The following is an 11,601-nucleotide window of genomic DNA, read 5'->3' as shown; positions in this document are numbered from 1 at the left end:
TGACGGGTTAAGCCCTGCGGTGTACGTGCACAGCGCAAGAGGCATAGCGAACGACCCGCGATGCGGTGGATCCCAGAAAATAATCGCTGAGACCGGGCTTGTGCGAGCCGATGACTATGCAGTCGAAATTGTTGATGTTGGCATAGTCGATGATGGTGCGGGCGGTGTGCCCTTTGACAATTTCGGGTTTGACGCCTTCCAGTTCGGAAACCTTGTCGCGCAACAAGTTGCGGGCGGCGCGAAACCCTTCGGCCACCACATCCTTGTCGAGATAGGCGCTGACCGATCCCTGTGGCATCTCATAGACGTGAAGTGCGACGATTTCGGTTTCCTCTGCGGACAATGCGCGTGCCACTTGCAGCGTGTGCTGCGAAATACCGTGATCCAGCGCCATGGGAACAAGAATTTTCTTATACATGAATACCTCCGTTTCTGCCGGGTCTAAGCCCACGGCCTGAGGACGATCTTTGGGGCCGCTACCGCACCGCGCCGCAAGTCGCGAAACGCGTCGGCCCCATCGGACAACGCCCGTTCCTCAATCCAGTCCAGCCTGCCGAGACGGCCATCAAAAATGGCCTGTGCGGTCTGCCTGAAATCTTCGGCCGTATACGTATAGGTGCCGATAAATGTGATCTCCTGCAAGGTCATACGACGGATATCCAGCCCTCCGGCATCCTCGCCAAGCCCGACATGCGCGATCACGCCGCCCGGCTGAACCCGCGCAGACGCCGTCGCCCGGGTCGCCGAATACCCGACCGCGTCCACCACCAGAGGAAATGTATCGGTAGTTTCACGAAGGACGTTGAAAGATCCGGCAGCTTGAAGATACGTGCGGCGCGCATCGCTGGGTTCAACGATCACGACGTCGTCTACACCTGCCGCGAACAGGGCCAGCGCGGCCGCCACACCGATCGCACCGCCCCCGATGACAAGAGCTTTTCTGTCCATGCCGGGGTGCAGCGCCTCAAGCCCCAAACGGGCTGCGTGCCAACTGACGGCCAGAGGTTCGGCAAGGGCGGCCTGCGCAAAGGGAACGTGTTCCGGCACCGTGACGAGATTGGCATCCGGCATGGCGACATATTGGGCAAATGCCCCTTCCCGCGGCGGCATCGAGATGATCTGCCGGTGCGGGCACAGGTTTTCGCGTCCTGTGGCGCAGGCACTGCACTTACCGCAGGTTACCAGCGGGTTGATCGTCACCCGGTCACCGTCCCGCGGGCCGCCGACGATCACTCCGGCCGCTTCGTGACCAAGGATCAAGGGCGCGGGCCGGCGGGCGTCATGGCCCAGATAGGCATGCATATCCGACCCGCATATTCCGACAGCTTCGATGCGGATGAGGTGTTCGGCCGCATGCGGTGTGGCATCGGGCACATCCCGGAAGACCACCTGTTCGACACCTTCGTAGACCAACGCTTTCATTTTGCGGTGAACCCTCCGTCGACCATCAGGATCTGCCCGGTGACGTAATCCGAGGCTTCCGAGCACAAAAACAGGATCGGTCCGTCGATATCTTTCATCCGACCGTTGCGCCGGATGCAGGTCTGCGCCGCGTTGCGGGCCGCGCGTTCCGGGTCGTCAAAGACGGCCTGCGTCAACTCGGTGGGGAAGAACCCCGGCCCTATCGCATTGGCCGTGATACCAAACCGCGACCATGCTTCGGCCATCGCACGGGTCAACTGGCCGATCCCGCCCTTGGTCGCGCCATAGGCGATGCCGTCCGGAAAGGCCCGCGTGGTCTGCAACGAGGCAAAGTTCACGATCCGCCCCCAGCCGCGCTCTTTCATCGCCGGGACCATGGCCTGGCTCAGAAAGAACGGCGCGCTCAAGTTCAGGGCCAGCGTGGCATCCCAGCCGTCGGGCGTCACGTCGTCCGCCGCCTGGCGGGTATTGATCCCGGCCGCGTGCACGACGATGTCGGGGGCGCCGAATTTGGCCGCCACCTCACTGGTCAGTGACCCGAACTGCGCCCGGTCGGCCACGTCGCCGACGACCATGGCGGCGTTTCCGCCGATCTCGTCCCGCAGATCCAACAAGGCAGCCTCGCGGCGCGCGACGCCGACCACTTTTGCACCGGCCCGGGCCAGCACAGCAGCCACACGCCGGCCAAGGCCGGAACTGGCCCCGGTAACGCATGCAACCCGCCCCGACAGATCAAACAGGGTTCGGGGGTCATCCATCTGCGGTCAGGTCAAACTGTTCATCGGGGAAATACTTGGCCAGACGGACATCTGCGGCCCGCGCGTGCCCTTCCATCCCTTCAAGCCGCGAAATGCGGGCGGTGGCCACCGCGACGGGCTTCGACCCCTCCCGTGTCGCCCGTTGCCAGGTGACGATCTTCATATACTTGTGAACGCTCAGCCCGCCGGTATAGCTGGCTGCGCCGGAGGTCGGCAGCACATGGTTGGTGCCCGTTGCCTTGTCGCCGTAAGATACGGTTGTCTCTTCGCCCAGAAACAGCGAACCATAGCAGGTCAGCCGATCCAGCCACCAATCCAGATCCTCGGCCTGAACTGTCAGGTGTTCCGGCGCGTATTCGTCTGAACACGCCGCCATTTCCTCACGATCCGAGCAGACGATCACCTCGGCATAGTCGCGCCACGCGGCCGAGGCATTTTCGCGGTTCAGTTCAGGAAGGTCCGCGATCAGGACCGGAACAAGCTCCATGACCTTCTGCGCCAGACCGCGGTCATCCGTCACAAGCCAGACGGGTGAGTTATATCCGTGTTCCGCCTGGCTGACCAAATCTGTCGCAACCACAAGCGCATCCGAGGTGCCGTCCGCAAGGATCAGGCTGTCGGTCGGACCCGCGATCATATCGATGCCCACCTTGCCGTAGAGGATGCGCTTGGCTTCGGCCACGAACTGGTTGCCGGGGCCCACCAGGATATTCGCGCGCGGCAGGCCGAACAGGCCAAAGGTCATCGCGGCCACGCCCTGCACGCCGCCCATCGCCAGAATGCTGTCGGCCCCGCAGATATGCGCGGCATAGACGATCGCCGGCGCAACGCCCTCGCCCGGACGCGGTGGCGAGCAGGCAGTGATGTGGCGGCATCCTGCAACCTTGGCGGTGGTCACCGTCATGATCGCGCTGGCGATATGACTGTAACGTCCGCCCGGCACATAACAGCCCGCCGCATCCACCGGGATCGCCTTTTGACCGGCGACAAAACCCGGAACGATTTCCATCTGCACGTCAGACACCGTTGCCTTCTGGGTTTCCGCGAACCGGCGGACATTGTCATGGGCAAAACGGATATCAGCCTTCAGCTTTTCCGGAACCAGCGCAATGGCGGCGTCGATCTCGGTCTGGGTCAACAACACGTTGCCTTCGTACTTGTCGAACTTGGTGGCGTATTCCAGCGCTTTGGCGTCGCCACCGATCTCGATATCGCCGAGGATGGTCTTGACCGTCTCATGTACCTCTGAGGCATGGGTTTGCGGGGTCAGCGTTGCTTTTTTCAGATACTCGCGCGGCATATTCAGCGGGTCCTATTGGTAGATTTCAGGAAGCAGCGTAGTCGAAACTGCCGGGACATAGGCGATCAGTATAACCACGATCAGCATGGTCAGTACGAACGGCACAGCTCGGGCGGCAATTTTCAGGATCGATTCACCGGTGATGCCGGAAACGACAAACAGGTTCAGGCCCAGCGGCGGTGTGATAAAGCCCACGCCCAGCGCGGTGATCATCATTATGCAGAACTGGATCTCGTTCATTCCGATATTGTCGGCCAGCGGCTTCAGGATCGGGGCGAGGATCACAATGTTCGGCGTCGTCTCCATCACGCAACCGGCGGCAATCAGGATGCCGATCATCAAGAGGATCAGCAAAAGCGGGTCGTCTGTCATGGCAGTGACCGAGGCGACGAACCCCTGCGGCACGCCCATGATCGCAAGCGCCTCGGCCAGCGGTGCCGAAAAGGCGATGATCGGTAGGATCACACCGTTCACCTTGGCGGAACTGACCAGCATCGAGGGAAAATCGGCCAGTGTCAGCGTGCGCAGGATGAACCCCATGATGATGGTGACGACCACAGCGGTTGCGCCCGCTTCAGTCGGGGTCAGGCGGCCCGAGAAGATGCCGTAGAAAATGATGCCGGGCACGATGAACGCATACCAGCCGGATTTCAGCGCCTTGCCCAGATTGGCCAGCCACTCGCCCATCGTCATCATGCCGCCGCCCTCATAGGCGTAGATGCGGTTCATGATGATGTTGGTGATCAGGATCGAGACCAGAATGGCCAGCCCCGGGATCAGCGCCGCAAGGAACAGGGTCGAGGCGGAAATGCCCAGCACCAGCCCGATGATGATATAGGCGATGGAGGGCGGGATCAGGATGCCGGTACATGCACCTGCGGCCACCAGGGCACAGGCATAGGGGCGCGGGTAACCGCTCTCGACCAGCCGGTTGATGGTCATGCGTCCCACGGCGGCGGCCCCCGCCGCGTCCGAGCCCGAAATCGCCGCGAACATGCCGCAGACCAGAACGGTCGCCGAGCCGAACCCGCCTTTGGCGAAACAGGTCAGCGCCTCGGCCACGTCCAGAAATTTTCGCGACAGCCCCGTGCGCACCAGGACGTCTCCGGTCAGGATAAACAGCGGCACGGCGGTCAGGGCGAATGCGTCGATGCCGGTGAACAGGCTTTCGCCCACCAGGCTGAGCGGCAGGTCGCCCGACATGATCAGCATCACGATCGCGGCGGAACCGATGGCGGCCCAGACCGGGACCGCCAGCGCGATCAGGCCCACGAACATGATCACGGGCAGGTAGAAATCCCAGCCCAGCTCAACGGTTTGATTGAGGGAACCCCAGAGCATCCTGTTTCTCCTCAGTCAAACAGCTTGTCGCCTTCGAAGACGGGGGTGCCGTCACGAAGGGATTTCAGATCACGCAGGAAAGACTGGATCAGCCGCCAGATCATCAGCGCAAAACCGGTCGGAACGGCCATCAGGAACCAGACCTTGGACACCCGCAAACCGTCCGTCACCGACCCGAACTTGGCCGAGACATGCACCGCCTCATACGACCAATAAAGCGCGATGATCGCCACGACGAACATCACCAGATCGCCGAAGATGTACAGCACCGCCTTGGTGCGCGGCCCCAGGTAATGCATGATCACGTCGATGCGGATATGCGCGCGTTCCTTGACCGCCGCAGCCGCCCCGATCCAGGCCAGGTAGATAAAGGAGTAACGGACGATTTCCTCGCCCCAGATCGAGGAAAACGCAAATATCTCGCGACGCAGGACCTCGATGGCCATGGTGATGACCAGCATCACGTAGAACACCAGCAGCAACCAGCGCTCGGCGTTTCGGTCTATGTTTTGAAGAACGGTCATCACTTTCCTCGGCGGTAAAACAGCCAGGCGCGGGCCTTCTGGTTCGGGCCCTTTCAGGCCTGACTGTCAGTGGTAAAAACCGGGCGCCGGTCCAGCAGCGCCCGCGGATGCAAGCATCAGGCGTCGTGGACGTAATACTTGCCCTGTGTTCCGGCCGCTTCGACCAGCTTTTCAAAATTGTCCATCGAACCGGCCAGTTCCGTCTTGAACGGATCCCATTCCGACCGCTGGTACCCGCCCAGATCCTGCCATTCCGCAAGCTGATCATCGGTCAGCGACTGGAACTGCACACCGGCCTTGTTCAGCTCGGCCATCGCATAGGCACGGGCCGAAGGCACCTTGGAGAGGTTCTGGTGGCTGGTCATTTCCGAGCCCCACATGATGCCTTCCTGCACATCGGCGGGCATCGAATTGAACCATTCAAGGTTACAGGAATAGACCTGGCTGTCCGGCACCGCCTGCGTAAAGGTCACGTGGCTGAGGATGTCCTTGAAACCAAAGACGAACAGCGCGCCGACCGACGGATCCAGCGCATCCGCGACACCCTGTTTGATCGCTGAAGGTGTTTCACCCCATGCCACCGGCGTCGGGTTTGCGCCAACCATCCGGTAATATTGCTGCAGCATCTTGGACCCCGGCACGCGGAATTTTACACCGCTCATGTCGCCCGGGGTGACGATGGGATTGCCACCCTGACGCACCGCGACCACACGCGGGTCGATCACCACGTAAAACAGTGCCTTGAATCCCGCGGCCTCGACCTTGGGATGCACTTCATTCTGCCAGGCGTCCGAGTGCACGAGGTTGGTGAAACGCTGGTTCGAGCCGCACAGATACGGCATGTTGATCAGATCAACGGTCGAAGCAAACGGCGCGAAATTGGACAGCGAATGCTGTGCGGCCTGAATGGTTCCGCCCTGCACCTTTTGAACAAGCGCCCCGCCCGCGCCCAACTGTCCGCCGGGGGCCAGCTTGACATAGACCTTGCCGTTGGTCGCATTCTGGATGTTTTCCTTCAGATCCAGTTGCATGATCGGATAGCTGCGCGACGCACCCAGCACATAGGCGGTAGCGATCGTCATGACATGCTCGGCCGCATTTTCACGCTCGCGCTCTTCCTTGGCGGTCTGCGCTGCGGCCTCGGACGACCACAGCATTCCGCCCGCCCCGGCCACCAATGCGGCGGTGAATGCGCCGCCGGCGCTGAGCTTCAGGAAATTGCGCCGTTCTTCCGACGCCAGTTCATTTCTGTCGTTGTTCATCTAGTGCCCTCCCAAGCAAAAAATTCAGCCGTCGCTTTCTGCGTCGCGGTCGGCCTCCTTTTTCAGAATTGCGACAACGAACAGGATCGACGCCGCGAACAGGACCAACATCTCACCGACGTCCCCCAGAAATGCGCTGCCCGCAAAGGCACCCAAAGCCACGTTCGCAAAGTAGATGACGAACACGATGATGGATGCGGTCAGAAACATTTCCCGGACTCCCTTTGGATTCGGCCCAATCTCATTTGTAAGCGCTTACATGGAAAATGCAAGCGCTTACATATCTGCTTTCCTTGGCACCTGGTTGAGTTTACACTTATTGGCAAAAGCGAATTGCGGGTTTGAGAATGTCGAAACTTCGATCAGCGCCCACTCTGGATGACGTGGCCAAGATGGCGGGTGTTTCGACAGCCACAGTATCGCGCTGCCTTAACAATCCCGACCGGGTTGTCGACGCAACGCGTCAGCGCGTTCTTTCAGCTGTGGACGCGCTGGGTTACACGCCGAACTTTGCCGCCCGGGTCATGGCCGCCAAACGGACATCGACAATCGGCGCGATCATCCCCACCATGGAGAACGCGATTTTTGCCCGTGGTCTGCAGGCGTTTCAGGAAGAGCTGCACCAACATGGCTATACGCTTCTGGTTTCAAGCTCGGCTTATAAACCCGACATTGAGCAGGAACAGATTCGAACACTGGTGGCGCGCGGCGCGGACGGGCTGCTGCTGATCGGACATGATCGTGATCCGCAAATCTATGACTATCTGGAACGTCAGAAAGTCCCGGTGCTGGTTGCGTGGTCGTATCTGCCGGATGCGCAGGTCCCCTCCATCGGGTTCGACAACCGCGCGGCGATGTTCGAACTGGCCAGCCGTGTGATCGAGCTGGGCCACAGGCAGATCGGGATCATTTCCGGCGTCAGCACGGGCAATGACCGGGCGCGCCTGCGGATCGAAGGTATTCGCGAGGCCGCCCGGCAAAACGATCTGCCGCCATCGGGATTGTCGATCATCGAAACTCCGTACGAGATTGAAAACGGCGCCGAAGCGTTTTCTCGGCTCATGTCGCAGGACACTCCGCCGACAGCGGTCCTGTGCGGCAACGATGTTCTTGCTGTCGGGGCAGTACGCCGCGCGCACGAGATGGGGCTGCGGGTGCCTAAAGACGTGTCCATCACCGGGTTTGACGACATCGAACTGGCCCGGATCGCCAGTCCGGCCCTGACCACCGTGCATGTTCCGCACCGTGAAATGGGCCGGAAAGCCGCGCTGGAGCTGGTTGAGATGGTCGAGAACCAGACGCGCGGCGCAGGAAGCAGGCTGGCCACAAACATCGTCGAACGGCAATCCCTTGGCCCGCCGGCGCAGCCCTAGGCGGCCTCGGCATCCATGGTGCGAAAATCATCTTTCAGCCAGGTATGCGTGGCGCACATCGGACCGGTAAAATGCTGCCGGATCAGTTTCCCCATAACTTTCTGGATCAGGGCCGAGGTGGTTTCCGGGTAAACTTCGGTCGTGAACAGCGAAACGGTTCTGACAAAGTTCCGGCCCGGAAACGGCATCGCCTTGACGCTGTCGTGAAACCTTTGGGCGCGGTGAAAGCATGCCGCCGTCGTGATCGCCCATCCGCTGCCCTCGGCGACCAGACCGATGATCGACTGATTGCATTCCAACTCGAACCGGTTGGGCAGGTTGTATTTGCTGCGCGTCAGCTGAATTTCGATCTGTTTGCCGATCATGTAGTCGCGTGAATACCGCAGCAGGGGCAGTTCAGCATCCGGGGTAAACAGGTCTTCGGGCGCGCCTGTGAAAGTGTTGGGCAAAATGACGATGAATGGGTCGCGCATCAGCGGGTATTCGATCAGCCCTTCGGTCCGTTCCGACGGGCGTGTGGCGACCCCGGCGTCCAATTTATGCTCTTGCAGCTTGGCGATGATCTCGTGACTTGGGCGCGTAAAATGGCGGAAATTACACCGCGGCAACGCCTGGGCCAGAAACCGGAACAGGTCGGGGGCAATCTGGTTGTCGAAATCGTCGATCAGAGCCAGTCGCAGATCCGTAGCATGCCGCCAGTTTCCCGAACGGATCTCGGCCTCGCCGCGTTTGAGCACGGTCAGCCCGTCACGCACATAGCGCGCGAAGACCTCACCTGCCGGCGTCAGGCCCATCGGGCGTCGTCCGTGATCCACCAGTTCGATGCCCAGCGCGGATTCCAGACTGCGCAGATGGTTCGAGACGGTGCTGATCGACAGCCCCGTTTCCGAGGCGACCTGCTGGATCGACCCCGACTTGGCAACCAGCCGGAACACTTCCAGCCACCGAAGGCTCAGAGATTTTGACACCGCACGCACCGATTGTTTCGATAACTTCGAAACAATCGAAGCAAAAAATTCCCGTGACGGCAATGGGCAAGTTGATCCGCCGGGGCGGGCCTAGGCCCTAATCCGTTCAAACGACGGATCATATGGCGAGGGCGCGATGACCGTTGCACGCACCCGGTCTCCGCAACTGTCCAGTTCCATCTGGGTGCCGATGTTGGCCAGTTCGGGATCGACAAACGCATGCGCCAGGTTCAGGCCGGTGCGATGCCCCCAGTCACCGGACGTGACCGTGCCCACCACGCGCGCGCCTTGCATCAGGGACGCCCCTGCATGCACAGGACGTTTGATCGTGTCTATCTGCAAGGGGACCAGTATTTTCCTCGGCCCGTCGGCCTGACGTTTCAGCAGCGCATCGCGACCGACGAAATCCGCCTTGTCCAGTTTCACGAACTTATCCAACCCGGTCTCGAACGGGTCAAATTCGGTAATCAGATCTGCTTTCCAGTGCAGAAAGCTCTTCTCCATCCGCATGGACTCAATCGCGCGGGCTCCGAACAGATTCAACCCGTGTGCCGCGCCGGCCTCACGCAATGCAAGGTAGGCCGCGTAGAGCGAGGCGTTTGGAACATGAACCTCATAGGCCAGCTCACCCGAGAAACTGACGCCCATTACCGTTACCGGTGCTATGCCGACGAAACATTCCCGCACGCTCAGCCACGGGAACGCGTCCGAAGACCAGTCCCCCCGCGCGCACGCTGCCAGCACGTCGCGCGCCTTTGGACCAGCGAGGACCAGAATGGTCTGATCGTTGGTCAGATTGCGCAGCTCCACATCCTCATCGGCCCGCAGATGCTGGGTCAGCCAGTCCATGTCGTGAAACTCGCTGGCAGCGGCCGAACCGTACCATAGGCGAGCAGGGCCCCTGTCGCTGGCGGGCAGGTTGGCTATAGTTGCTTCGGCTTTGACCATGCCGTGATGGTTCAGCAAATAGCCCAGCCCCACCCGGCCCTCGCGCCGGTTGACAGCACCGCAGAACATCCGGTCCAGAAAGGCATGACGGTCCGCGCCGGCGATCTCAATCCGGTTGAACCCGTTGACCTCTGCCAGTCCGACGCCCGTCTGAACCTGCGCGACCTCAGCCGCGATCAGGTCAAATGTTTCGTCAAAATCGAAACTGAGCGTGTGTGAAAACTCAGGTTCGGGCTTGATGTATTCCACCCGTTCCCAACCGTTGACCACGGTGAACTCTGCACCCTCGGCGGCCAGTACAGGTGTCAGGGGCGTGGTTTTGGCCGGCCGTCCGGCCGGGCGGTGTTCGTGGGGGAAGTGAAAGCGGAATTCGTTCTGGTAATCCTCGATCGCCTTCAGCGCCGTCAGTTCCACGTTCGCATGGCCTGTGAACCGGCGCGGGTCCAGACACCAGGTGTCATAACACGCCTCTCCGTGCACGATCTGCTGGGCCAGCAGCCAGCCGTGGCCGCCCCCTTCGCCCAGCCCCGCACGCAGCCCGATGATGCAGAACGCATTGCGTTTACCGGGGATCGGTCCGACCAAAGGCGCCCCGTCAATAGTATAGGTGATCGGTCCGTTGACAATCGTATGGACCCCGACCTCCATCAAAGCGGGCATGCGGGCAAACGCACCTTCGAGCACATCGGTCACCCGATCCAGATCATCCGGGCACAAGGCGTTGACAAAGTTCGGGTCGATCCCGTCCATGCCCCAGGTCTTGCAATCCTGCTCATAGAAGCCCAGCAACAACCCGTTCTTTTCTTGGCGGCAGTAATAGTCACTGATCGGACAGCGCAGCAGCGGCATCCGGTGTCCCGCATCCCGGATCGCAGGGATTTCTTCGGTCAGGAAATACTGATGCTCCATCGACGCGACCGGGTGGTGCACGCCCATCATCGCGCCGACCTCGTTGACCCTGTAACCACAAGCGTTCACCACAATATCGCAGTCGATGTCACCGTGTTCGGTGTGAACGGTCCAGGTTTCGTCGCCGTGCTGCGTCAGGGCGGTTACAGGTGTGTTGCGATAAACCTCGGCCCCGGCCTTGCGCGCCCGGCGCGCCAGTGCCTGGCACAGCTGCGCCGGGTCGATATCGCCATCCAGCGGATCCCACAGCCCACCGATCAGGTTTTCGGTCGAGATCAGCGGGTGGCGGCGCGCGCATTCGTCGGCGTCTATGACTTCGAAATGCACATCCATCCCGCGCGCCATCGAGGCGAAATGGCGATACCCCTGCATCTGCGCTTCGGTATTGGCCAGACGAATGCCGCCGTCACCGTGATGGTAGTTGATCGGATAGTCCGGGTCGTCGGCAAGTTCCTTGTACAACCGGATCGAGTGCGATTTCAGCCCCACCATCGTCTGGTTCGTGCCGAAATTCGTCACCTGTGCGGCTGAATGCCAGGTCGTGCCCGAGGTCAGTTCATTCCGCTCGACCAGCACCACATCCGTCCACCCTTCCTGTGTCAGGTGGTACAGCGTCGAACACCCGGCGATGCCGCCCCCGATCACAACAACTTTGGTGCGCGATTTCATTACGCTGCTCCCTTTGACCCTGCGCCAAGTCTTGCGGAATTCCGGGACGGCGCGACAACCGGGCAGTCACCTGTTTTGAAAAATCGAAACTGCGATTGAAGATTTTGAAAATCTAAGTTCGGCTTTG

Annotated in this window: 11 protein-coding genes; 1 reads left to right on the top strand and 10 read right to left on the bottom strand. The window is 60.7% G+C overall.

Annotated elements, in window-relative coordinates:
* Positions 1-7: 7 nt before the first annotated feature.
* From ACR0D8_RS00595 to ACR0D8_RS00560, 8 genes are all read right to left on the bottom strand, one after another.
* The gene (locus ACR0D8_RS00595; RefSeq protein WP_475158074.1) at positions 8-418 is read right to left on the bottom strand and encodes a universal stress protein; all 411 of its coding nucleotides are present in this window, start codon (positions 416-418) and stop codon (positions 8-10) included.
* Between the two features lie 23 nt (positions 419-441).
* Positions 442-1,422, bottom strand: coding sequence for a zinc-dependent alcohol dehydrogenase (locus ACR0D8_RS00590; protein WP_480643946.1), 981 nt, complete (start codon positions 1,420-1,422; stop codon positions 442-444).
* Positions 1,419-2,180 carry an SDR family NAD(P)-dependent oxidoreductase gene (locus tag ACR0D8_RS00585; RefSeq protein WP_480643945.1) on the bottom strand — a complete coding sequence of 254 codons (762 nt, stop codon included), beginning with the start codon at positions 2,178-2,180 and terminating at the stop codon, positions 1,419-1,421. Before ACR0D8_RS00585 ends, ACR0D8_RS00590 begins: the two co-directional genes overlap by 4 nt.
* Complete coding sequence (gene hisD, locus ACR0D8_RS00580; RefSeq protein ID WP_480643943.1) at positions 2,173-3,480, bottom strand: histidinol dehydrogenase; 1,308 nt, start codon at positions 3,478-3,480, stop codon at positions 2,173-2,175. Before hisD ends, ACR0D8_RS00585 begins: the two co-directional genes overlap by 8 nt.
* A 12-nt stretch (positions 3,481-3,492) precedes the next feature.
* Complete coding sequence (locus tag ACR0D8_RS00575) at positions 3,493-4,821, bottom strand: TRAP transporter large permease (protein ID WP_480643942.1); 1,329 nt, start codon at positions 4,819-4,821, stop codon at positions 3,493-3,495.
* An 11-nt stretch (positions 4,822-4,832) separates the two neighbouring features.
* Positions 4,833-5,345, bottom strand: a complete 513-nt coding sequence (locus ACR0D8_RS00570) for a TRAP transporter small permease (protein WP_480643940.1) — start codon at positions 5,343-5,345, stop codon at positions 4,833-4,835.
* A gap of 116 nt (positions 5,346-5,461) precedes the next feature.
* A complete protein-coding gene (locus ACR0D8_RS00565; RefSeq protein WP_480643938.1) occupies positions 5,462-6,607 on the bottom strand; it encodes a TRAP transporter substrate-binding protein in 1,146 nt (381 codons plus the stop codon).
* A gap of 24 nt (positions 6,608-6,631) precedes the next feature.
* Positions 6,632-6,817, bottom strand: a complete 186-nt coding sequence (locus ACR0D8_RS00560; protein ID WP_171126139.1) for a hypothetical protein — start codon at positions 6,815-6,817, stop codon at positions 6,632-6,634.
* A gap of 137 nt (positions 6,818-6,954) precedes the next feature.
* Between ACR0D8_RS00560 and ACR0D8_RS00555 the strand changes: the two genes are divergently transcribed.
* Entirely contained in the window at positions 6,955-7,980 is a 1,026-nt protein-coding gene (locus tag ACR0D8_RS00555) for a LacI family DNA-binding transcriptional regulator (protein ID WP_480643936.1), read from the top strand.
* Here the strand turns inward: ACR0D8_RS00555 and ACR0D8_RS00550 are convergent.
* A complete protein-coding gene (locus ACR0D8_RS00550; protein ID WP_480643935.1) occupies positions 7,977-8,948 on the bottom strand; it encodes a LysR family transcriptional regulator in 972 nt (323 codons plus the stop codon). The two genes, ACR0D8_RS00555 and ACR0D8_RS00550, sit on opposite strands and share 4 nt — an antisense overlap.
* A gap of 90 nt (positions 8,949-9,038) precedes the next feature.
* Positions 9,039-11,474, bottom strand: coding sequence for a GcvT family protein (locus ACR0D8_RS00545; protein WP_480643933.1), 2,436 nt, complete (start codon positions 11,472-11,474; stop codon positions 9,039-9,041).
* Positions 11,475-11,601 lie beyond the last annotated feature (127 nt).

The organism is Ruegeria sp. BG10 (assembly GCF_056538575.1).
The sequence above is the reverse complement of the archived record's forward strand: the minus strand, read 5'-3'. Positions and strand labels throughout refer to the sequence as shown.

Bases quoted from the DNA above. Each gene is read 5' to 3' on its own strand.
- ACR0D8_RS00595 (WP_475158074.1), bottom strand. From the start codon at position 418: ATGTATAAGAAAATTCTTGTTCCCATGGCGCTGGATCACGGTATTTCG.
- ACR0D8_RS00590 (WP_480643946.1), bottom strand. From the start codon at position 1,422: ATGAAAGCGTTGGTCTACGAAGGTGTCGAACAGGTGGTCTTCCGGGAT.
- ACR0D8_RS00585 (WP_480643945.1), bottom strand. From the start codon at position 2,180: ATGGATGACCCCCGAACCCTGTTTGATCTGTCGGGGCGGGTTGCATGC.
- hisD (WP_480643943.1), bottom strand. From the start codon at position 3,480: ATGCCGCGCGAGTATCTGAAAAAAGCAACGCTGACCCCGCAAACCCAT.
- ACR0D8_RS00575 (WP_480643942.1), bottom strand. From the start codon at position 4,821: ATGCTCTGGGGTTCCCTCAATCAAACCGTTGAGCTGGGCTGGGATTTC.
- ACR0D8_RS00570 (WP_480643940.1), bottom strand. From the start codon at position 5,345: ATGACCGTTCTTCAAAACATAGACCGAAACGCCGAGCGCTGGTTGCTG.
- ACR0D8_RS00565 (WP_480643938.1), bottom strand. From the start codon at position 6,607: ATGAACAACGACAGAAATGAACTGGCGTCGGAAGAACGGCGCAATTTC.
- ACR0D8_RS00560 (WP_171126139.1), bottom strand. From the start codon at position 6,817: ATGTTTCTGACCGCATCCATCATCGTGTTCGTCATCTACTTTGCGAAC.
- ACR0D8_RS00555 (WP_480643936.1), top strand. From the start codon at position 6,955: ATGTCGAAACTTCGATCAGCGCCCACTCTGGATGACGTGGCCAAGATG.
- ACR0D8_RS00545 (WP_480643933.1), bottom strand. From the start codon at position 11,474: ATGAAATCGCGCACCAAAGTTGTTGTGATCGGGGGCGGCATCGCCGGG.